Origin of the sequence: Rossellomorea yichunensis, assembly GCF_032337515.1 — a bacterium.
Lineage (GTDB): Bacteria > Bacillota > Bacilli > Bacillales > Bacillaceae_B > Rossellomorea > Rossellomorea yichunensis.
On sequence record NZ_JAVYAD010000003.1, the window covers coordinates 1 to 22,211 of the forward strand.

Genomic DNA, 22,211 nt, shown 5'->3' on the forward strand with positions numbered 1-22,211 from the left:
GCGGGTGTAGTTTAGTGGTAAAACCTCAGCCTTCCAAGCTGATGATGAGGGTTCGATTCCCTTCACCCGCTCCAATTATTTATGGGCCTATAGCTCAGCTGGTTAGAGCGCACGCCTGATAAGCGTGAGGTCGGTGGTTCGAGTCCACTTAGGCCCACCATTTCATTATTCCGCAGTAGCTCAGTGGTAGAGCTATCGGCTGTTAACCGATCGGTCGCAAGTTCGAATCTTGCCTGCGGAGCCAATCATATGGGGAAGTACTCAAGTGGCTGAAGAGGCGCCCCTGCTAAGGGTGTAGGTCGGGCAACCGGCGCGAGGGTTCAAATCCCTCCTTCTCCGCCATATTATGGCCCATTGGTCAAGCGGTTAAGACACCGCCCTTTCACGGCGGTAACACGGGTTCGAATCCCGTATGGGTCATCTAAAAAAGACTATCATTTTTGATAGTCTTTTTTTATTGTACAAATTAGAATTAGTGGTCATTTTATTAAAAATATATTAAAAACATGACTAAATGAAGAGATTTAATTGAATGTGGAGCCAAATCGGAACTAAAATAAGCGGTTTTACATGTGAAAGAATGCTTCTACTTCTACGAGGGATATATTATCGACATTGCCCGCTTTATTATCGACTTTCCGACATATATTATCTACATTGAGCACTTTATTATCGACTTTCCCTATTATATTATCAACTTCTATACTCTTCTTTTCAGTTCAAATTTTTCAATACAATAAACGGAGGATTTGAGGGAACATCAGTCAGTGATCCTCGAAGAAAAAAATGCATCAACTATCTCTTAAATCTCCCCATTAATCTTCTCAAAGTATTCAATAACCCCGACCTCCTCATGCATGATTTCTCCATTATTGTCCATTAAAAAAGGTTTCATCCACCCTAAGCAAGTGACTGCCAGATTCCAACATCCATTCCTAATTGCTCCTTAATTCGACACGCCCATCCTTCTCACAACCAGCCAAAAACGATACATAATACCGGAATTCTTCTGCATTTCCCCGTAAATTTCACTTTTTTTAATTTAAAAACTTTCGACAAATTCCGCTATGAATTCAACACGTTTCCCCTATGTTCTTCCAATGTAAACCTTACCATTTAGTAATACTTTCCAAAAGTGAACCGTTTTATCATAAGTATGTAGGAAATTGTCGTAATTGAGCGACGATAATAAAGAGGATTTTGATGAAGTTGAAAGAAAGTAGTAAGTAGATTGAAAAATGTAGGTGAGATGATGAACGCAATGACCATATCAGATTATGATGTTTTTTTGTTTCATGAGGGAAATTTGCAGCAGGCCTATCAGTTTATGGGTTCACATGTGAGAAGAGATTCCACTGGGACCTATACAGAATTTTGCGTTTGGGCACCGAAAGCAAGACATGTTTCATTGGTTGGATCATTTAATCATTGGAATGGAGCCGGGTATGAACTTACACGGCGGAATAACGAAGGTTTATGGACAATTCGCATTGATGGGGATCTATCGGGTGAAACGTATAAGTACGAGATTACCACTCTATCAGGGTTGAAGAAACTGAAGGCGGATCCATATGGGTTTGCTTCTGAGAAGCGTCCAAATACTGCAAGCGTGGTGTATGAGCTGCAGGGATTTTCTTGGGAGGATGAGAAGTGGCTGGAGGATCGAGCCAGTTCGACGGTCTATGACAAGCCTATGGCAATTTATGAAGTGCATTTGGGCACATGGAAGAAGAAAGCTGGTAAATTTCTTTCTTATAAGGAATTAGCTCAGCAATTAATTCCTCATGTGAAAGAACAAGGATTTACACATATTGAGTTGCTGCCTGTCACGGAGCATCCGTTTGATCGTTCTTGGGGGTATCAGGGTACTGGTTATTATTCTCCGACTAGTCGCTACGGCTCACCTCATGAATTGATGGCGTTCGTAAATGAATGTCATTTACATAATATTGGCGTGATTCTGGATTGGGTCCCGGGTCATTTTTGTAAAGATGCCCACGGGTTATATGAATTTGATGGTTCGTTTGCTTATGAGTATGGAGAGGAACGGGACCGTGAGAATTATACGTGGGGAACGGCAAATTTTGATTTAGGCAAGGGGGAAGTGAGAAGCTTCCTGATTTCGAATGCACGTTTCTGGATGGATCTGTATCATATTGATGGTTTCCGGATTGATGCAGTGGCCAATATCATTTACTGGGCAAACCAGGGAGAGCTCGCTCCGAATGAGGGAGCCTTACAGTTTCTAAAAAACTTGAATAAGGCTGTTTTTGAGTATGACTCTTCGATATTGATGATAGCAGAGGATTCTACAGACTGGCCACAGGTGACGTCCCCTGTCCACTATGGAGGACTTGGCTTTAATTATAAGTGGAATATGGGATGGATGAATGACGTCCTTAAATATATGGAAACAGATACGTCTGAAAGAAGACATGTACATTCTCTTATAACATTTTCATTGTTATATGCGTATTCAGAGAATTATGTGCTTCCGTTTTCCCATGACGAGGTGGTACATGGGAAGAAGTCATTATTGAATAAAATGCCCGGTGATTACTGGCAGAAATTCGCTCAATATCGGCTGCTCCTGAGCTATATGATGGCTCATCCAGGTAAGAAGCTTCTGTTTATGGGAAGTGAACTTGCCCCGTTTTCAGAGTGGAAGGATTTAGAGGAGTTGGATTGGCATTTATTGGATTACGAATTTCATCACAAATTCAATTCATATTTTAAAGAGCTTATGCATTTATATAAAGGTGCTGAACCATTATTCCAAATGGATCATTGTTCAGAAGGCTTTGAATGGGTGGACGTGGATAATAGAGAACAGCAGATTTTCTCTTTTATCAGAAATGGGAAAGAGAAGGGAGATCATCTTGTAGTGATCTGTAATTTCAGCCCTCATGTGTATCACCAGTATAAGGTGGGTGTGAATAAGGTTTCTTCTTATGAAGAAATTTGGAATAGCGATGATGAACGATTTGGTGGATCACATCAGGTGAATCCGTTGCCTCTTACCGTGCACAATGAGTCGTACCATGGAAGAGATGGATATGTGGAAATGACAATCCCACCATACGCAGCCGTTTATTTAAAACCAATAGATTGAAAGGGGAGAGAAAAGGATGGGAAAAGGTAGATGTGTAGCGATGTTATTAGCAGGTGGAAAAGGGAGCAGGTTAAGCTCATTGACAAAGAGCCTGGCAAAACCAGCTGTACCGTTTGGAGGGAAATACCGCATTATAGATTTCACATTGAGCAATTGTACTAACTCCGGGATTGATACGGTGGGTGTCCTTACTCAGTACCAACCTTTAGTACTTAATTCTTATATCGGGATAGGAAGTGCATGGGATCTTGATCGTAAAAATGGTGGAGTGACCGTACTGCCGCCTTATGCGGAATCATCAGAGATGCGCTGGTATACGGGAACGGCAAGTGCAATCTATCAAAATATGAATTATCTTGAGCAATATGATCCTGAATATGTATTGATTCTATCTGGAGATCACATTTACAAGATGGATTACAGCAAAATGCTGGATTATCACATTGAGAAGAAAGCGGATGTCTCGATTTCTGTGATTGAAGTAGGCTGGGATGAGGCAAGCAGGTTCGGTCTTATGAACACAAATGAGGAAATGAGAATCACAGAGTTCGAGGAAAAACCGCCTTTTCCAAAGAGTAATCTAGCTTCGATGGGTATCTATATCTTCAATTATTCAGTGCTTAAAGATTATTTGGAGATGGATGAGCGTAATCCCGATTCCAGCCATGACTTTGGAAAAGATGTTATCCCTTTGCTTCTTGATGAGAAGAAGAAGCTGATGGCTTATCCGTTTAAAGGGTATTGGAAAGATGTCGGGACGGTTAAGAGCCTATGGGAAGCCAATATGGACTTGATTGATGAGGAAAATGAGCTGAATCTGTTCGATCACGATTGGAGAGTGTATTCGGTTAATCCAAATGAACCGCCTCAATATATTTCTGAAGAAGCTTCTGTGGAAGGATCTCTTGTGAACGAAGGTTGTACGATTGAAGGTACCATTCGCAAGTCCGTCCTGTTCCAAGGAACCACAGTGAAAAAGGGAGCGCATGTCAGTCGCTCAGTCATTATGCCGGATGCTGTCATTGGGGAAAACGCCTATATCGAGCAGGCAATCGTGCCGTCGAATGTCAAGGTTCCGAGCGGCCTATGCATTATGCCGGAAGAAGGATCGGATGAAATCATTTTGGTTACAGAATCATTCATTGAAACACTACTGGAACAAGAAAAAGTGTAAGGTTGAAGACCACATAACAACATAAGAGGAGGAAGTGTTTTGAAAAATACTATGCTTGGCGTTATTGATGCTACTAGTTACTATGATTCGTTGGAGGATTTACTGTTACATCGTTCATTAGCAGCCCTTCCGATTGCGGGCAGATACCGCCTGATCGACTTTGTGCTCTCCAATATGGTGAATTCAGATATTGGTTCCGTTGCGATTTTCCCTAAGTTTCAATACCGTTCCCTTATGGACCATCTTGGATCGGGGAAGAACTGGGATCTGAACCGGAAGCGTGATGGGTTGTTTTTCTTCCCTGCACCAGGCTTGGAAGCAAGTGAAGAGGGTGTGGGGTCATTTAATCACTTCGCCCATCACCTGGACTATTTTAATCGAAGCACACAGGAATACGCATTGATCAGCAATTGCTTTACGTTATGTAATATTGACTACCAACCGGTCCTTGAACGCCATATACGAATCGGCTGTGATATAACGGAAATGCGTCATAACGGAAACTCTTTAGACATGTACCTGGTGAAAACAAGTACACTCATTGACTTGATCCAGAAGCGACGTGAAACAGGCTATACATGTATGCAGGATGTCGTAGAGGACATGGATAGCGGCTTTAAGGTGTGCGGCTATGAGCATGATGGATTTGTTCAAACGATTGATTGCATTGAAGAATACTATGATGCCAGCATGAAGCTAATGAACTTATCATATTGGAAAGAGCTGTTCAAGAAAGATATGCCAATCTATACAAAGGTGAAGGATGAGCCGCCAACACGCTACACATCGGCTGCAAGTGTGAAAAATAGCATCATCGCCAATGGATGCTTCATCGAAGGCCAAGTGAAGAATTCTACGATGTTCAGAGCGGTGAAGGTTGGAAAAAATACAACGATTTCGGGCAGCATCATTATGCAGAAGAGCCAAATTGGAGATAACTGTGTACTAGAGAATGTGATCTTAGATAAAGATGTGAAAATCGAGGATGGCGTAAAGCTTATCGGAGATCCAAACAACCCAATAGTCATTCGCAAAGGGATGATTCAAGGAGCGCTGATGAATTCGTGAAAGTGTTATTTGTAGTATCCGAGTGTGTCCCTTTTATTAAATCTGGAGGCTTAGCGGACGTTGCAGGCGCCCTGCCTAAGGAGTTAAGAAGTTTAGGGACGGATGTCAGGGTGATTCTGCCTAAATACGGTGGAATCCCCCATGAGTTTCGTTCGAAAATGAAACGAAAGAAAGAGTTTTTCGTGTCAGTCGGCTGGCGAAATCAGTATTGTGGGATTGAAGAGTACACCGAAAGTGGAGTAACGTATTATTTTGTCGACAATGAATACTATTTTAATCGGGATCGTCTGTACGGATATTTTGATGATGGGGAGCGATTCGCGTATTTTACAAGAGCTGTCTTGGAAAGTATCGCTGTTCTTGATTTTTATCCGGATGTGATTCATTGTCATGACTGGCACACTGGCATGGTTCCGTTCTTGTTGAGAAGCGAGTATCAGGAGAGACCGGGCTATTCATTTATCCGCAGCGTGTTCACCATTCATAATCTGCAATTTCAAGGGATTTACCCTAAACAGGTGATGACTGACCTGTTAGGCATCTCCGAGAGGTATTTTCACCATGAATACCTCGAGTTTTATGGAAACATCAATTTCATGAAAGGGGCGCTCATTTCATCGGATTTTGTCACAACTGTGAGTCCTACATATAAAGAGGAAATCCTCACGCCATACTATGGAGAAAAGCTTCATAATATCCTTGGTCAACGGTATAACCAATTGTTGGGAATCCTCAATGGAATCGACGATGAAGTGTACAATCCTGATGAGGGGGAGTTTCCTTATTTCAGCGGCAATCTTCATGGAAAGAAGCAGGCAAAGCGCCATCTGCAAAAAAGTCTTGGACTGGAAGAGGACGAAGGAATCCCCCTTGTATCCATCATTTCAAGGTTAACGAACCAAAAGGGGCTTGAACTGGTCAGGGGCGTCTTTCATGAAATGATTCAGGAAAATGTTCAGTTTGTCCTGTTGGGAACAGGGGATTGGGAGTTTGAACAGTTCTTCAGGGAGATGGAATGGACGTATCCGGATAAGGTCAGGGTGCAAATCGGATTTAATGAGGAACTGGCAAAACAGATCTATTCTGCCAGTGATATATTCCTGATGCCTTCTAAGTTCGAGCCGTGCGGACTGGGTCAATTGATTGCCATGAGATATGGAGCCCTTCCGCTTGTCCGGGAGACTGGCGGATTGAACGATACGGTTGAATCCTATAATGAAGAAACGAAGACAGGGAACGGTTTTTCGTTTAAGAACTTTAATGCTCACGATATGCTCTACACGTATCGAAGAGCTCTATCGTATTTCTACGAAGATCCGGAAACATGGAATCATATTGTACGAACTGCAATGAATAAAGATTATAGTTGGGCCCAATCGGCCTTTAAGTATAATCAACTATATGCTGACCTGGTATCAAGGAGTGAAAGCCATGTTTTCTGATCCAATTGAATTTAAAGAAATGTTTCTGAAGAAGCTTGAAATGATGTATGGAAAGACGTTTCCTGAATCCACCAGTCAGGATCAGTTTTTTACATTAGGTCATCTTATACGGGAATACATCTCGATGAACTGGATTCATACGAATGAGCAGTACCGGTTCAGTAAACAAAAGCAGGTGTATTACTTATCGATTGAATTTCTCTTGGGACGCCTGCTTCGCCAGAACCTGATGAACTTAGGAATCTACGATATTGTGGATAAGGGATTAAAGGATTTAGGAATTGACCTTGCTGAAATGGAAGAGGTGGAGCACGATGCAGGACTCGGAAACGGTGGTCTGGGTCGCTTGGCTGCATGTTTCCTGGACTCATTGGCTTCCCTTAACTTACCGGGACATGGATATGGGATCCGTTACAAGCATGGATTATTTGAACAAAAGATTGTCAACGGTTTTCAGATGGAGCTTCCTGAGCAGTGGCTGCGTCATGGACATGTATGGGAAGTTCGAAAGTCAGATCTTACCGTCGAAGTACCTTTCTGGGGGAAGGTGGAGTCCTATACAGAAAATGATGTATTGAAGTTTCGCCATGTGGATGCAGAAGTAGTAGCCGCCGTTCCTTATGATATGCCTGTTGTGGGATATGAAACGTCGACGGTCAATACTCTGCGATTATGGAGTGCTGAACCTGCTGCCTATAAAGCCGGTAAAGATATGATGAAATACAAGCGTGATACTGAAGCGATCACCGAATTTCTTTATCCTGACGATACTCATGAGGAAGGGAAAATCCTGCGCTTGAAACAGCAATACTTCCTGGTATCAGCAAGCATCCGTTCTATTCTTGATTCCTACCTGTATCGTAACGGGGATTTGAAGGAGCTTCATGAAAACATTTCAATCCATATCAATGATACTCATCCTGTCCTCGCGATACCAGAACTGATGAGGGTCCTTCTTGATGAATATTCCTTTGAATGGGAAGAAGCGTGGAAAATCACGACGAATACATTTGCCTATACGAATCATACGACTCTATCAGAAGCATTGGAAAGATGGCCGATCCGTATTTTCCAACCCCTGCTCCCCCGCATTCACATGATCGTGAATGAGATCAACGAGCGATTCTGTCAGGAGTTGTGGAAGGAGTATCCCGGTGAATGGAAGCGGATAGAGGATATGGCGATCATCTCCCATGATGAAGTGAAAATGGCTCACCTGGCGATTGTAGGAAGCTTTAGTGTGAATGGAGTGGCAAAGATTCATACTGAAATCTTAAAGCTAAGAGAAATGAACTTATTCTATCAATATTATCCTGATAAATTTAATAGTAAAACAAATGGAATTACACATAGAAGATGGCTATTGAATAGCAACCCTTCTCTGTCGAATCTGATATCGTCTTCCATCGGGGATGGGTGGATTAAAGATCCAGGTAAGTTAGCGGACTTGAAAGAGTATCATCACGATACGGCGTTTCTTAAGGACCTGTATGATGTAAAACAGGAAAATAAACGGAAGCTTGCAGATCGAATATTTGAAAGTAATGGAATCGTCGTGGATCCTACTTCGATATTTGACATTCAAGTGAAGCGGCTACATGCGTATAAACGACAGCTCATGAATGTTTTACACATTCTTCACCTTTATAATCGTTGTGTGGAAGATCCAAGCTTTGATTTTCATCCGCGAACGTTCATTTTTGGAGCAAAAGCATCCCCGGGTTACTACTATGCGAAGAAAATCATTAAGTTGATTCACTCTGTAGCGGATCTGGTGAATGACCACCCGCTTGTAAAAGGGCGGATTAAAGTCGTATTCCTGGAAAATTACCGGGTATCATTAGCTGAAGAAATCATTCCCGCAGCTGATTTGTCTGAACAGATTTCAACTGCAAGCAAAGAAGCCTCCGGTACAGGAAATATGAAGTTCATGATGAACGGAGCCATGACCATTGGGACATTGGACGGGGCAAATATTGAGATTCTTGAGCAAGTAGGCAAAGAGAATATCTTTATATTTGGTTTAACAGCTGATGAAGTGATGAAATATCAGCATCACGGTGGATATTATGCAATGGAGTATTTTCACTATGATACCCGCATCAAGAGGGTGTTGAATCAATTGGTTGACGATACACTTCCTGATGCTGGTGACCATTTTGAAACCATTTATGACTCTTTATTGACGGAGAACGATCAATTCTTTGTCCTGAGGGATTTCGACTCTTATGTCAGGGCTCAAGAACAAGCAGGAAAAGCGTATGAAAATAAAGAGCATTGGTCAAGAATGTGCTTGCAGAATATTGCTAACTCCGGCTATTTCTCGAGTGACCGGACGATTGAGCAGTATGCGAAGGACATCTGGGGCATTGCACAAGGGAGTTTAATAAAGTAGAAAAAAGCTTGGGGAAATTTTCCCCAAGCTTTTTAAAATTATTTCTTCTTATCAGAAATATAACCGTCGCCATCTTTATACGGAATGTCACCTAATGTGGATTCCATATTGTTTTCATCCAGCATATCCTCATATTCTTCATGGGTTTTCGAAGGATATGCCTTGCGGTTGGAGCCTTCCATGTCGGTTCCGACAAAGGACTCGAAATCCTCTGTAAATCCTTCTGATGTGTCTTCATCCTGATACAATTCAGAATAGTCTTCATAATCCCCTTCGAAGTCAGAAGGAGTTTCGGATGTGCCGAAGCGGCCTACTTCCTGAAAGCTGTCATGGTCATCCCGGACATTTCCGTCTGTTTCGTGCCTGAATTCATTATCAACAGGCGGCTGCAGCACATCTTCTTCTACTGGTCTATCCTGGGGTGTCGATTGTTCCGGTGAATGGTCTTTACAATAGAGTGTGGTCGGAATGACTTCCAAACGCTCATAAGGAATTTCCTGACCGCATTCTTTACATTGTCCATATGTTCCTTGTTCGATCGCCTGCAGGGCATTGTGAATTTTATTTAGTTCCAGTTTGGCGTGATCATCTATGGCGAAATCCTTCTCCCGTTCATATAACTCTGTTCCCATGTCGGCAGGATGATTATCGTAAAGGGAGAGTTCACCTGAGTTATCACGTTCATTTGTATGGTGAAGATTATCTAAATCCTGATGTAAATGTTCTTGTAACTGTTTTTCCTGTTGAACCAATTCTTGTTTTAGTGTCTGTTTTTGGCTGTCTGTTAGCAATTTCTTCACATCCTTCATTATGTTCGCTTAAATAATGTACTAACCATACTTTATCCGAAAGTGGGGTTGTTAAAACATAAAAGGTTGTTTTATGTTGCTTTTTCAATTAGCGAGCGGTAGTTGATTTCCGCTCAAGATGCTCGCTTTCCGCGGGAGTGAGTTGAGCCTCCTCGGGCTTTGCCCTGCGGGGTCTCAACATTCCCGCTATTCCCGCAGGAGTCGAGCATCTTCCGCTCCAATCAACTTTCTATGCATAAGTCCAACTTTAATTATTGAAATTACCATATATTTAAAAAAATACATTTTTCAATGTGTATAATGGTCAATTTTTAGTGATGGAAGTACTTTTCTTATAGTTCTGGCACACAATCAACTATCAAACCGTTACTGTTTTTAGAAGATTTAGTACATTCAGGAATATAACAATCATTGTAAAAAGAGCATATAAAAAAGAGTCGAACCCTAAATGAAGAGTCGACTCACATTTTTTTAAAGCATATATGCAAGTAATAGTCCAATGGATAGCAGGAATCCAAAGATGGTATTCGTTTGTGCGGTGGCTTTCATGGCTGGCATCATTTCGATTGGCTGTGATTTTCCGATGAATCCTGTCGTGGCCTTGACGGCTTTCGGGATACTAAGAAAGGCAACGAACAGCCAAGGAGATGAAACGCCGGCAAGGACAAGCCCGATTATCCAGCCATAGGATACAACAAACATGCCGCCCAACAGGACGATGGCTCCTTTTCTTCCTAGAAGAATGGCGATGGTTTTACGGCCGTTTTCTTTATCACCGTCCAGGTCGCGGATGTTATTCGCTAATAGAATGGCGCCGACTAAAATAGATACGGGAACAGACAATAGGATGCTGTCACCATTGATATATTCAGTTTGAATGTAAAACGATATGAGAATGATCACTAGTCCCATAAAGAACCCTGCGACGATTTCTCCAAAAGGCGTGTAAGCAATTGGCATAGGTCCTCCAGTATAAAAGTACCCCGCTGCCATGCACACTATACCTATGAGTGCCAGCCACCATGTGCTATAAAGACAAATATAAATTCCTAATAAAAGGGCAATTCCGTACAGTGAAAAGGCGAGGTTTATGACCGTGGAGGGTTTGACCCCGTTCCGGACAATTGCTCCTCCGATACCTACAGAATGCTCTGTATCCAGGCCTCGCTTATAGTCATAATACTCGTTGAACATATTGGTAGCAGCCTGGATAAGCAAGCATGCAATAAGCATGGCTGCAAATAATGGTACGTTTACTGTAGTAAATTGAAGTGCAAGAACAGTGCCTAGTAAAACAGGTACAAATGCTGCTGTTAGTGTGTGTGGCCTTGTAAGCTGCCACCAGATTTTCCACCCTTTATCTGATTCCAAAACATTGGATGCTTGTTGTTCCATCATACTCTCTCCCTTACGCAATAAGGAATTTTCAGAAAACATTACAATTCCTTTACAGATTAAAGTGTAGGTAAAGGGAAGAGGACTGTCAATCATTTTCTTAAAATCCGCGAAGGTGCTATTTTCCAATAATTGAGTACTTTTACAACGCTTTTGGTTTCTCAAAAGGGGAAAAAGGGTTTATTATATAATAAGGATAAAAATTGTATCATGTCTTAAACTTCGTTGACACACCTTTAAGACAGGTGTATCTTATAATAAGTTTGAATATCGTACGTGATTTTGTTTGGGGGAATTCAATTGGTTACCATTCATAAAACCAAAATTGAAAAAGCATATGATACAGCCAAAATGAAGGCTAAACAAATACATCACCCCGTCCTTCTCAGCATAGTGGAGGAAGTAGATGCAGTGGATCCTCTTTCTTTTTATTATGGAGGAAGCTCTTTTATCGGAGAGCGTTTTTTATGGAAGGACCGTGATCATACCATCTCGCTGGTAGGGCTTGGAGCAGCTCATATCATGTCTGCAAATGATATAAATGACCGATTTTTTACGGTTGAGAAAGAGTGGAAGCGCTTAATTGAAGAGTCAGTGATTGTGACCGGGGAAGAATGGACAGGCACAGGTCCTTTGTTATTTGGGGGATTTAGCTTTGATCCGCTTAATGATATCGGGGAAGAGTGGGAGCAATTTTCGAACGGTGCGTTTCAATTACCGTTGTTTATGCTGACAAAGCCGGGGAAAACCAATTATTTAACGATGAATTTCATTTGTCATCCGGAAGAGTCGGAAGAAAGTTTATTTCATGACCTTTTCAGGATTAAAGAAGAGCTTCTTGAAAACGCGGGGATGCCAAATATACCTGAACAGCCCCGATGGCTGCAAAATAAGGATATGAAGCCTCAAGAATGGAAGGATTCTGTTCAAAATGTGGTGAATCGTTTAAAACAGGGCGAGATGGATAAAGTAGTGCTTGCTAGAAAATGTGAAGTGGCGTTTGATACGAAAGTGTCATCTGACTTTGTATTGGATAATTTGTGGAAGCAGCAGCCGGACAGCTTTGTTTTCAGTTTTGAAAGGGAAGAAAGCTGTTTTATTGGGGCCACACCTGAACGACTTGTCAAGAAAACAGGAGATGATGTTCTTTCCACCTGTTTAGCAGGATCGATTGCACGCGGGGATACGTTGGAAAACGACGAGAAACTGGGAACGGAGCTCCTCGAAGATGAGAAGAACCGTTACGAGCATCAGCTTGTTGTTGAAAGCATCCATGAGGCTCTTGCACCTTACTGTGAGTCGTTGACGATTCCATCATCGCCTCAATTGATGAAGCTGAAAGACATTCAGCATTTATATACTCCTGTCACAGGACAGGCATGTAAACATACATCCCTTTTGGAATTGGTGGGAAAATTACACCCGACTCCTGCATTAGGTGGAGTTCCAAGGGATAAAGCATTGCACGTAATCAGGGAAGAGGAAGAGATGGATCGAGGATTATATGCAGGCCCCGTAGGCTGGATCGATGCCTATGGAAATGGGGAGTATGCCGTTGCCCTTCGTTCGGGTCTCCTACAGGGAGATAAAGCCTATTTATATGCTGGGTGTGGAATTGTGGCAGACTCCGAACCTGAAAGTGAGTTTAAAGAAACACAAATGAAATTTCGACCGATGCTGAGAGCATTAGGGGGAAAAGTACATGATTGATGAACATCAGCAGAAGTTAACTCATTATTTAGCGGCATTTATTGAAGAATTGGTTGGAAATGGAGTAGACGAAGTAGTCATTAGCCCTGGCTCCCGTTCTACTCCTTTGGCTTTGTTATTCACCCATCATACTGAAGTGAAAACGTACATTAATGTAGATGAACGTTCTGCTGCTTTCTTTGCTTTAGGGGTTGCGAAAGCAAAGAAAAAGCCGGTCGCCATCCTCTGTACATCCGGAACGGCAGCAGCTAATTATTATCCGGCGATTATTGAAGCACGCTACGCGAAAGTGCCATTGCTCGTGTTGACGGCTGATCGTCCCCATGAGCTGCGGGAGGTAGGTGCCCCGCAAGCAATTGATCAGCTGGATCTATATGGAAAACATGTAAAATGGACAGTGGATATGGCACTGCCGGAAAATAGTCCGTCCATGCTTGAATATGCAAGGTCTTCAGCATCCAGAGGAATAGGACTTTCATTGGGAGAACCGAAAGGACCCGTTCACTTTAACTTTCCATTCAGGGAACCGTTAATTCCTGATTTAAAAAACGTTTCTTATTCAACAGATTCTAAAGCAAAAAGGGTCCTTCACGGAGAGAGAAGCCTGTCCCCCGCTGTCGCTCAAGAGCTTCAAGGGATACTCCGAAATAAAGAGAGAGGTCTGATTATTTGCGGGCCAGGGCTGAATAGTGATTCGATTGACTACATCGTTGAATTTAGTGAGCAATTCGGTTTTCCAATCGCAGCGGACCCCCTCTCCCAAATGAGGAGCGGTTCTCATTCGAAGGCACAAATTATCGATACCTATGATACGTTCTTGAAGATTGATGGAGTAAAGGAGAGCCTGCATCCTGAAATCGTGATTCGTTTCGGAGCAATGCCTGTATCAAAACCTCTCATGTTGTTTCTGAAAAGTCTTTCAGAAATCCCATACTGGATCGTAAGTCCGGGTGAAGAGTGGCAGGATCCCATATCGAAAGGGACGGAATACATCTATTGTGATGAGGGCTTATTCTGTCAAAGCATGATCATTGAGCCAAGCCGAGAGGGTTCTTATGATTGGATCAATCACTGGAAGAATGTGAATCATTCCACAAAGGAACTGCTTCTTAATGGTCATCATTCGTGGGATGAAGGAATGGCAGTAAGTGACCTTATTCAACATCTGCCTGAAAAGTCTAATGTATTTGTCAGCAACAGCATGCCGATACGGGACATCGATACGTTTTTCTTTAGTAATGATCGGTCAATCGGTATCTATGCCAATCGGGGAGCGAACGGAATTGATGGCGTGGTGTCGACAGCACTTGGGATGAGCACTTGCTCGGATTCCATGTATCTTTTGATTGGGGATCTTGCTTTCTTCCACGATTTAAACGGCCTTCTCGTTGGGAAAAAATATAAGCTGAATCTGACCATAGTAGTCCTTAATAATAATGGTGGGGGAATCTTTTCCTATCTTCCTCAAGCGAGTGAAGGTGAATACTTTGAAGAGCTGTTCGGCACGCCGATGGATCTGGATTTTTCTCATGCAGCCAAGCTTTACGAAGCCGGTTATTTCCGAGTGGAATCAGAAGAAGAATTTGCCAATGCTGTAACGGAAGCACAGCTCAGAAATGGCTTGAAAATCATCGAAGTGATGACGAACCGTGAAGAAAATGTAGCAAATCATCGTAATTTGTGGAATTTTGTTTCCCGGGAAATGATGAAGAAATATGAGGGTGAAAATCATTGATCCTGCAAGTGAATGATATTCGCTATTTTGTAGAAGTTAAAGGAGAAGGAGAGCCTTTGGTTTTTCTTCATGGTTTTACCGGGGATACGACAACATGGTCAGAAATCACCGATCAGTTATCTATTGCGTATAGGTGCATAACCATTGATTTGATTGGTCATGGCCGCACAGAATCCCCTGAAGATCCATCAAGATATACAATGGATCATGTATCAAGTGATCTTGATTCCATTTTGTCTGCACTTGAAGTGGACGAGGCGATCTTGATCGGCTATTCCATGGGAGGTCGGACGGCCCTTCACTTCACCATGAGCTATCCTCAAAAGGTGAAGACTTTGATTCTTGAAAGTGCCTCTCCCGGATTGAAAACGGGTGAAGAAAGAGTGGAACGGCGGAAAAAAGACCATGCGTTAGCCGACCGGATCATGAGAGAAGGAATGGAAGCATTTGTCGAACTTTGGGAGGAGATCCCTTTGTTTGCTTCTCAAAAAAGACTTACTGAAGATGAGCGTGCCGAGATTCGTAAGCAGCGCCTGAGTCAGTCTCCTTTAGGCTTATCAAATAGCTTGAAAGGAATGGGGACAGGGGCTCAAACCTCATGGTGGGACAAGCTTGGTCAGCTATCTCTTCCAGTCCATTTACTTGTAGGTGAGCTGGATCATAAGTTTGTTCATATTGCGGAAGAAATGAAAAAAATCAATCCGGACTTTCAAATCATGACAATTTCTAACACAGGTCATGCAATTCATGTGGAAGAACCGCGAAAGTTTGGTACAATAATAGAGGATCTACTGTTAACTACATAAAGGAGGAACAAACCAATGGCTTTTGAATGGGTTTCAGAAAGAAACTACGAAGATATTTTGTACGAAACATACAATGGGATCGCAAAAATCACGATCAATCGACCAGAAGTTCGCAACGCTTTTCGTCCTAAAACTGTAATGGAATTAATCGATGCATTTGCATATGCACGTGACGATTCCAAAGTCGGTGTCATCGTTTTAACAGGTGCTGGAGAAAAGGCATTCTGTTCAGGTGGAGACCAAAGAGTACGAGGACATGGCGGATACGTCGGGGAAGATGAAATTCCGCGACTGAATGTACTGGACTTACAGCGCCTGATCCGAGTGATCCCTAAGCCGGTCATCGCAATGGTAGCAGGTTATGCCATCGGAGGAGGACATGTCCTTCATGTCGTATGTGATATTACGATTGCTGCTGACAATGCAATCTTCGGACAAACTGGTCCTAAGGTAGGTAGCTTTGACGCCGGATACGGTGCAGGATATCTTGCACGCATCGTCGGTCACAAGAAAGCAAAGGAAATCTGGTACCTGTGCCGTCAGTATAACGCACAAGAAGCGCTTGAAATGGGTCTTGTCAATACAGTCGTTCCATATGAGCAGCTTGAAACGGAAACGGTTCAGTGGGCATCAGAAATGCTTGAAAAAAGTCCGACTGCCCTTCGTTTCTTAAAAGCTTCATTCAACGCAGATACAGATGGATTAGCGGGTCTGCAACAACTTGCAGGAGACGCTACACTTCTATACTACACAACGGAAGAAGCCAAGGAAGGCCGCGACGCATTCAAAGAAAAGCGTAAACCGGACTTTGGACAATTCCCTCGTTTCCCTTGATCTAAGGTGGCCTGATGAATCTTTATGGATTCGTCGGGCTTTTTTAAATAAAGGTTATAAAAAGCACAAACAAGAAAGGAATGGAGAATGACGGGATGACTACACAGCAACTGCCTAATTGGCTAAAACAAAGAGCGTTCTTAACCCCTGATCGAATGGCAATAAGTAATGGTGATGTTGAGTATACCTTCGGAGAGCTCTGGGAAAAATCAATTCACATCGGTGAGCAGCTTCATACCATAGTGAAATCTTCCAACCATCCATTTGTAGGACTCATGATAAAAAATAAAGTGGAATCTGTGTTGGTCGTTCATGCCATTCAACAGCTTGGATTCACGACTGTATTATTAAACAACAAACTGAGTTCGAATGAATTATCTTTTCAAATACAGGATATGGAGTTAACGACGGTCATTTATGACGATGAGTTTGAGGGGAAGCTGTCTTTTTTAGGGGAACACGTTGATGGAATACCATTTTCTCAATTGCTGCAAACAGCCCCTACACGCTTTAAAGTAAAGGATTATTTTCAGTTAGACCAAGCATGCTCGGTTATGTACACATCTGGTACGACCGGAGCACCCAAAGGAGTCCTTCAATCGTATGGAAACCATTGGTGGAGTGCCATTGGATCTTCTTTGAATCTCGGAATAAGTGAAAATGATGCCTGGCTTTGCTCGGTTCCTCTCTTTCATATAAGCGGATATTCGATCCTTATGAGAAGTGTGATTTATGGAATGAAGGTACGACTGTTTGAAACCTTCGACGTCGAGACCATCAATCATGAGCTTGAAAGTGGAAGGGTCACAATCATGTCGGTTGTAAGCAATATGCTTCAGCGTTTGATGAACGATGCAGGGAACCGAACGTATCACCCGAATTTCCGCTGTATGCTGTTAGGCGGCGGACCTGCACCACTTCCTTTACTTCAGGCTTGTAAGGATAAGGGAGTGCCCGTCTTTCAAACATATGGAATGACGGAAACGGCTTCTCAAATCGTGACGTTATCACCTGAATATAGTATGACGAAGCTGGGGTCAGCGGGTAAACCACTCTTTCCTTCAGAATTAAGAATCAAGAATGAAAAGGGTGCAGCTCAAGCAAATCAAGAGGGTGAAATTCTTGTGAAAGGCCCGAATGTGACGACCGGATATTACCAAAGAGAGGAAGCCAATGCGAAGAGCTTTGAAAATGGCTGGTTTCATACTGGGGATATCGGCTTTGTAGATGAAGATGGGTTCTTATTTGTATTGGACCGGCGATCAGACCTCATCATTTCCGGGGGAGAAAATGTGTATCCTGCCGAAATTGAAAGTGTGCTGTTGGGCTGTGAGGGAGTAGAGGATGCCGGGGTGGTTGGAATTCCAAATGACACATGGGGACAAATTCCCTGTGCGTTCATCGTTAAAAAAGAGCGTCTTACAAAAGAAGAGATCTTAAACTATTGCTCCGATAATCTGGCATCATATAAACAGCCGAAAAAAATAATCCAAGTAGATGAGTTACCACGAAATGCCTCGAACAAGCTGCTGAGAAGAGTGTTACGGGATCAATGGGAAAAAGGGCTGTATGCCGATGAAGATTAAATCCATTACCCTACACATCATATCGATGCCTTTGAAAAAGCCATTTGTGACACATCTGCAAACGGTTGAAAAACGGGAAGGGATCATCGTAGAGATTCAGGATGCCGACGGATTGATTGGGCTGGGAGAGGGAGTTGCTTTTTCCACTCCGTGGTATACAGAAGAAACCGTGAAAACATCCCATCATATGATCAAAGATGTATTAATTCCTTTAATGAACAGCCACCCATTTAAACACCCTAAAGAAATCGGAAGAAGATTCGAAGCTGTAAGGGGGAATTCAATGGCGAAGGCTGCACTTGAAATGGCTTTGTGGGATCTCTATGCCAGACAGCATAGCGTTCCTCTCTGGGAGATGATAGGGGGGACGCGTGCTGAAATTCTTGCTGGCGCCGTTGTGGGGGCCGACTCCGTGAAAGAGATGATCCATCAGGCTGAAGAACTTGTGCAAGAAGGATATCAACGCATAAAGCTGAAAATCTCTCCTGGAGCGGATGTGGAGATGGTGAAAGAGTTGAGGGACCATTTTCCTTCTCTTACGCTATTGGCTGATGCCAATTCAGCATACTCCCTTGAAGACAAAGCCCAACTACAGGCATTGGATGCGTATGGGCTGGAGATGATCGAACAGCCTTTGGGAGTTGACGATTTAGTGGAACACTCTCTTTTACAAAAAGAGTTGCAGACTCCGATTTGTTTGGATGAGAGCATCGTAACCACTCATGATATGAAGAGTGCCATCTATTTAAATAGCTGCGGAGTTGTCAATATCAAGCTTGGCAGAGTCGGAGGGTACACAAGTGCTTTGGAAATCTACCGGTTGTGCCAGGAGAATTACATCAAAGTATGGTGTGGGGGCATGATCGAGTTTGGGGTTTCCAGGGCTCATAATCTGGCCCTTGCCACTCTCGAGGGCTTCTCGATTCCCGGTGATATATCCTCTTCCTCGAAATATTGGGAAGAAGATATCATCACTTCTCCCATCGTTGTGAAAAATGGTGTGGCGGAACGCTTGGATGGTCCTGGGATAGGTGTGGAGTTGAACAGAAAACGATTAGGTCATGTGACAATAGGTAAAGAAATGTTTAACCAGTAATTACCCTCGATCAAAAAAAAGAATTTATCTATAAGCAGGTTCCATCTGGATCCTGCTTATTTCTCGTTCGATTGAATGATTAAAGGTGGCAACCAGTAGTTGCGGTGCAGTGCAACCAAGGTTATCTTTACTTTTTACATAGTGATGGAAATAATGAATGGTAGATGAATGAAAGGTGATTGGTAGAATGATCTTTGGAGAGAAGTTAAAAAGTGAGAGAAAGAGTAGAGGCTGGTCACAGGAAGAATTAGCAGAAAGGCTTTTTGTCAGTCGGCAATCGGTTTCTAAGTGGGAGACTGGTCAGAATTATCCAAGTATTGAAATCATCATTAAAGTAAGTGATCTATTCGGAGTGACAATCGATGAATTATTAAGGAGTGATGAGGAATTGACAGAGAAAGTAATCAAGGATAGTAAGCAATTGGCGCATCCAAAACTAAAGTCGATGTTTGAATTACTATTTTTAATTGGTGTTGTTTTATTGTTGGCCAAAATAGGAATTTTTCTTGTTAATAAATTTACTGCTTTTGATATACCTTTGATTGGAAATGCGATTATATGGAACTTTGGACCGTTGATTTTAATGATAGGAGGCGGGATCGGTACGGATGTTCTTAAAGAAAAATATAAGGAAGATTAAAGCGTGGGTTGAATAAACAAAAATGGTGAATGTTGTATTTTCCCAAAACCGGATCTATACTTAACCTATGAATTAAATCTTCATTACTATTAAGGAGGAATTATGAAACTAGGTGCATTTTCTGTAAGCTTAAGTGTTAAAGACATTAATAAATCAAAAGCATTTTATGAAAAACTTGGATTTCAAACTTTGGGAGGGGAAATGGCCCAAAATTGGCTTATCATGAAGAATGGAAGTACTGTTATCGGCCTGTTCGAAGGTATGTTTGACAAGAACATCCTGACCTTTAATCCAGGTTGGAACCAAAATGCCGAAAATCTTGATTCATTTACGGACATTCGGGATCTTCAAAAGCAGCTGAAAGAACAAGGGGTAAAAATATTGACTGAAGCAGATGAATCAAGTGAAGGCCCTGCAAGTTTCACGATTGAAGATCCTGATGGCAATCCTATTCTTGTGGATCAACACAGATAAAGATAAGGTTGAAAAGGAAAAGCTCAGAGGTGAATCTGAGCTTTTCCTTATGTTTATTAAAATGGATTCGTCGCCCACTGAAGAGACTGCTTGATAAAGATACGGGGGTGTAATTTTAGCTGAGAAACCATATGTTCCGCTAAATCCTCCGGCTGCATGTATTTGTCTTTGTCCACTTCATCGAGCTTATCCCCAAAGGTAAGATCCGTTGCCACCAGGCTTGGGTTCACAGTCATGACACGGATATTATGTGGTCGGACTTCCTGCATCAACGCTTCTGTCATCCCTTGAATGGCAAATTTCGAACCACTGTAAGCCGTGCTTTTTGCCGTGCCTTTTAATCCGCTGCTGGATGAAATAGTGATGACGTCTCCCCGGTTTTTCTCGATAAGCTGAGGGAGGACGGCACGCGTCACATGATACGTTCCAAATACATTGACCTCAAAGGTTCTCTTCCAATCTGCAGGATCGATTTCCAGAAAAGAGCCGTACGTTCCAATACCTGCATTATTGATCAGGATATCGGCTGGTCCGAGTTCATGTTTTAGTTTCGAAATGGCCTTTTCCACTTGCTCCATATCTGAGATATCAGCTACAGCCACACTGGCTTTCACACCAAGAGATCTTGCCTCCTCTGCCACTTGTTCCAGCGTACTTTGTGTACGTGCGATCAAACCGACATGAACTCCTTCTCGTGCAAGCTCTAATGTCGTTGCTTTTCCGATTCCCCGGGCAGCACCCGTAATATAAGCGATTTTACCTTTAATCGATTGTGCCACAATGGATCATCCTTTCAAATCAAATTTCTACCGTTAGTGTAAGGCCAAGGGAAAGGATAAGCAAATGATAAGAAAAATAGCTCCGAGAGTCTCGGAGCTATAGTGCAGTCATTCACTTTTTTGCCTCAAATATCGTTTATCATTCATAAACAAACTCCAAAAGTAGACAAAACCGGGAAACAGGATGATGAATCCGACAATATAGGTGATGAACACAGCCTTAAACGAGTTGGGATCCGTGAATCCGGACTGGATCGTGACTTCCGGGTAGATGATATAGGGCAGGTGTGCTTTACCGTATACATAGCTTGCCAGTACATATTGAAAAGTCACGGCGATGACAGCTACACGGGGCATTCCCTTCATACCCTCTTTGTTGGTGGGGAGAAATAATGCTCCCCCGGCAACCAGGAAGCCGATTAAGGAGACCCATAACAAAATCTGGTCTTCCATCATTCTTTCATAGATCCATGAAGCTTCATTTTTCATGGTGAACATAATGAAGAACGCCATTACCACAGAGATCGGACCGATGATCATGGCATCTCGCCGATACACTTTAAAAGCTTCGAATTCCTTGGAAGCTTTGGAGTAGTCAGCAAGAAGTAAAGATGAAAGGAACAACGTACTGGCAACGGCAAATCCGAAGAAGGCATATTCATGCGGACTCGTAAACAACTTCCCCAGAAGAAGCGTTTGTCCGTCTTCAAAATCGATGTAAGGTCCGTGAGAGATAGGAAGTACGCTGATAAGCAGACCTGGAATCAACAATCCTGTAATTCCAGTCACATAGGTCAGCGGCTTTCTGTAATCATCTGCCACGTGAGAGAATACCAGAAATGCACTTCGAAGAGCAAGAAGCAGCAGAATTAAACTTCCCGGGATGAGCAGCACCGTTCCTAATGAATAAGCAGCACCCGGAAACATACTATACACTGCGACTACCAGGGCAACGATGAATGTATTCGTCACCTCCCAGGTTGGTGACAGATACCGGTTGGCAATATTGGTTGCTTTTGTTTTGTCATGATTAATGTAGATCATCGACCAAAAGCCGGCCCCGAAATCCATCGTTGCCATGACGGCATAGATGAAGACGAATCCCCATAGTATCGTGATGGCAATCAATGCTTGTGTCATAACTTCACCTCCAATT

The 22,211-nt window shown here is 42.7% G+C and carries 17 protein-coding genes and 5 tRNA genes; 18 read left to right on the plus strand and 4 right to left on the minus strand.

The features are described 5' to 3' along the window. The 10 genes from RSX31_RS07900 to RSX31_RS07945 all read left to right on the plus strand — a co-directional run bounded on the left by RSX31_RS07900 (position 1) and on the right by RSX31_RS07945 (position 9,191). Positions 1 to 74, plus strand: a tRNA-Gly gene (locus RSX31_RS07900). A gap of 9 nt (positions 75 to 83) precedes the next feature. Continuing rightward, positions 84 to 160 (plus strand) — tRNA-Ile (locus tag RSX31_RS07905). 9 nt (positions 161 to 169) lie between these two features. Continuing rightward, positions 170 to 244: transfer RNA gene (locus RSX31_RS07910), tRNA-Asn, on the plus strand. Positions 245 to 251: 7 nt separating this feature from the next. Then, positions 252 to 342, plus strand: a tRNA-Ser gene (locus RSX31_RS07915). Between the two features lie 6 nt (positions 343 to 348). Further along, positions 349 to 420 (plus strand) — tRNA-Glu (locus tag RSX31_RS07920). An 811-nt stretch (positions 421 to 1,231) separates the two neighbouring features. Beyond that, positions 1,232 to 3,112, plus strand: coding sequence for a 1,4-alpha-glucan branching enzyme (gene glgB / locus RSX31_RS07925; RefSeq protein WP_397548081.1), 1,881 nt, complete (start codon positions 1,232 to 1,234; stop codon positions 3,110 to 3,112). Between the two features lie 16 nt (positions 3,113 to 3,128). Next, complete coding sequence (locus tag RSX31_RS07930; protein ID WP_148996186.1) at positions 3,129 to 4,286, plus strand: glucose-1-phosphate adenylyltransferase; 1,158 nt, start codon at positions 3,129 to 3,131, stop codon at positions 4,284 to 4,286. A gap of 39 nt (positions 4,287 to 4,325) precedes the next feature. Next, on the plus strand, positions 4,326 to 5,354 hold the full coding sequence (locus RSX31_RS07935; RefSeq protein WP_148996185.1) for a GlgC family sugar phosphate nucleotidyltransferase: 1,029 nt from the start codon (positions 4,326 to 4,328) through the stop codon (positions 5,352 to 5,354). Then, the gene (gene glgA, locus RSX31_RS07940; RefSeq protein WP_315634203.1) at positions 5,351 to 6,796 is read left to right on the plus strand and encodes a glycogen synthase GlgA; all 1,446 of its coding nucleotides are present in this window, start codon (positions 5,351 to 5,353) and stop codon (positions 6,794 to 6,796) included. The genes RSX31_RS07935 and glgA overlap by 4 nt, the downstream gene beginning before the upstream one ends. Beyond that, positions 6,786 to 9,191 carry a glycogen/starch/alpha-glucan phosphorylase gene (locus RSX31_RS07945; protein WP_315634204.1) on the plus strand — a complete coding sequence of 802 codons (2,406 nt, stop codon included), beginning with the start codon at positions 6,786 to 6,788 and terminating at the stop codon, positions 9,189 to 9,191. Before glgA ends, RSX31_RS07945 begins: the two co-directional genes overlap by 11 nt. Before the next feature lie 38 nt (positions 9,192 to 9,229). Here the strand turns inward: RSX31_RS07945 and RSX31_RS07950 are convergent, their stop codons facing one another. Both RSX31_RS07950 and RSX31_RS07955 read right to left on the minus strand, forming a co-directional pair. Next, positions 9,230 to 9,991 (minus strand): TraR/DksA C4-type zinc finger protein, encoded by a 762-nt coding sequence (locus RSX31_RS07950; RefSeq protein WP_397541052.1) that lies wholly within the window; start codon positions 9,989 to 9,991, stop codon positions 9,230 to 9,232. Between the two features lie 480 nt (positions 9,992 to 10,471). Next, positions 10,472 to 11,395 carry a 1,4-dihydroxy-2-naphthoate polyprenyltransferase gene (locus RSX31_RS07955; RefSeq protein WP_315634205.1) on the minus strand — a complete coding sequence of 308 codons (924 nt, stop codon included), beginning with the start codon at positions 11,393 to 11,395 and terminating at the stop codon, positions 10,472 to 10,474. Positions 11,396 to 11,695: 300 nt separating this feature from the next. Between RSX31_RS07955 and RSX31_RS07960 the strand changes: the two genes are divergently transcribed. The 8 genes from RSX31_RS07960 (at position 11,696) to RSX31_RS07995 (ending at position 20,276) form a co-directional block, all read left to right on the plus strand. Then, positions 11,696 to 13,105 carry an isochorismate synthase gene (locus RSX31_RS07960; protein WP_315634206.1) on the plus strand — a complete coding sequence of 470 codons (1,410 nt, stop codon included), beginning with the start codon at positions 11,696 to 11,698 and terminating at the stop codon, positions 13,103 to 13,105. Next, positions 13,098 to 14,840 (plus strand): 2-succinyl-5-enolpyruvyl-6-hydroxy-3-cyclohexene-1-carboxylic-acid synthase, encoded by a 1,743-nt coding sequence (menD, locus tag RSX31_RS07965; RefSeq protein WP_315634207.1) that lies wholly within the window; start codon positions 13,098 to 13,100, stop codon positions 14,838 to 14,840. Before RSX31_RS07960 ends, menD begins: the two co-directional genes overlap by 8 nt. Before the next feature lie 2 nt (positions 14,841 to 14,842). Then, positions 14,843 to 15,646, plus strand: coding sequence for a 2-succinyl-6-hydroxy-2,4-cyclohexadiene-1-carboxylate synthase (gene menH, locus RSX31_RS07970; protein ID WP_397548087.1), 804 nt, complete (start codon positions 14,843 to 14,845; stop codon positions 15,644 to 15,646). Positions 15,647 to 15,661: 15 nt separating this feature from the next. Beyond that, positions 15,662 to 16,480 (plus strand): 1,4-dihydroxy-2-naphthoyl-CoA synthase, encoded by an 819-nt coding sequence (gene menB / locus RSX31_RS07975; protein ID WP_148971361.1) that lies wholly within the window; start codon positions 15,662 to 15,664, stop codon positions 16,478 to 16,480. A gap of 95 nt (positions 16,481 to 16,575) precedes the next feature. After that, positions 16,576 to 18,066 (plus strand): o-succinylbenzoate--CoA ligase, encoded by a 1,491-nt coding sequence (locus RSX31_RS07980; RefSeq protein ID WP_148971362.1) that lies wholly within the window; start codon positions 16,576 to 16,578, stop codon positions 18,064 to 18,066. Then, entirely contained in the window at positions 18,056 to 19,162 is a 1,107-nt protein-coding gene (menC, locus tag RSX31_RS07985; protein ID WP_397548088.1) for an o-succinylbenzoate synthase, read from the plus strand. Before RSX31_RS07980 ends, menC begins: the two co-directional genes overlap by 11 nt. A 187-nt stretch (positions 19,163 to 19,349) precedes the next feature. After that, the gene (locus RSX31_RS07990) at positions 19,350 to 19,802 is read left to right on the plus strand and encodes a helix-turn-helix domain-containing protein (protein ID WP_282138954.1); all 453 of its coding nucleotides are present in this window, start codon (positions 19,350 to 19,352) and stop codon (positions 19,800 to 19,802) included. Between the two features lie 102 nt (positions 19,803 to 19,904). Further along, complete coding sequence (locus RSX31_RS07995; protein ID WP_148971364.1) at positions 19,905 to 20,276, plus strand: VOC family protein; 372 nt, start codon at positions 19,905 to 19,907, stop codon at positions 20,274 to 20,276. Positions 20,277 to 20,332: 56 nt separating this feature from the next. Here the strand turns inward: RSX31_RS07995 and RSX31_RS08000 are convergent, their stop codons facing one another. Together RSX31_RS08000 and RSX31_RS08005 are read right to left on the minus strand one after the other, a co-directional pair. Further along, positions 20,333 to 21,055 (minus strand): 3-ketoacyl-ACP reductase, encoded by a 723-nt coding sequence (locus tag RSX31_RS08000; RefSeq protein WP_315634210.1) that lies wholly within the window; start codon positions 21,053 to 21,055, stop codon positions 20,333 to 20,335. 108 nt (positions 21,056 to 21,163) lie between these two features. Beyond that, entirely contained in the window at positions 21,164 to 22,195 is a 1,032-nt protein-coding gene (locus tag RSX31_RS08005) for a cytochrome d ubiquinol oxidase subunit II (RefSeq protein ID WP_148971366.1), read from the minus strand. Positions 22,196 to 22,211: the final 16 nt, after the last annotated feature.

Excerpts from the sequence above, each read along its gene's own strand:
- RSX31_RS08005 (WP_148971366.1), bottom strand. The coding sequence starts at position 22,195 with ATGACACAAGCATTGATTGCCATCACGATACTATGGGGATTCGTCTTC.
- RSX31_RS07955 (WP_315634205.1), bottom strand. The coding sequence starts at position 11,395 with ATGGAACAACAAGCATCCAATGTTTTGGAATCAGATAAAGGGTGGAAA.
- RSX31_RS07945 (WP_315634204.1), top strand. The coding sequence starts at position 6,786 with ATGTTTTCTGATCCAATTGAATTTAAAGAAATGTTTCTGAAGAAGCTT.
- RSX31_RS07980 (WP_148971362.1), top strand. The coding sequence starts at position 16,576 with ATGACTACACAGCAACTGCCTAATTGGCTAAAACAAAGAGCGTTCTTA.
- menD (WP_315634207.1), top strand. The coding sequence starts at position 13,098 with ATGATTGATGAACATCAGCAGAAGTTAACTCATTATTTAGCGGCATTT.
- RSX31_RS07995 (WP_148971364.1), top strand. The coding sequence starts at position 19,905 with ATGAAACTAGGTGCATTTTCTGTAAGCTTAAGTGTTAAAGACATTAAT.
- RSX31_RS07990 (WP_282138954.1), top strand. The coding sequence starts at position 19,350 with ATGATCTTTGGAGAGAAGTTAAAAAGTGAGAGAAAGAGTAGAGGCTGG.
- menC (WP_397548088.1), top strand. The coding sequence starts at position 18,056 with ATGAAGATTAAATCCATTACCCTACACATCATATCGATGCCTTTGAAA.
- RSX31_RS07930 (WP_148996186.1), top strand. The coding sequence starts at position 3,129 with ATGGGAAAAGGTAGATGTGTAGCGATGTTATTAGCAGGTGGAAAAGGG.
- menB (WP_148971361.1), top strand. The coding sequence starts at position 15,662 with ATGGCTTTTGAATGGGTTTCAGAAAGAAACTACGAAGATATTTTGTAC.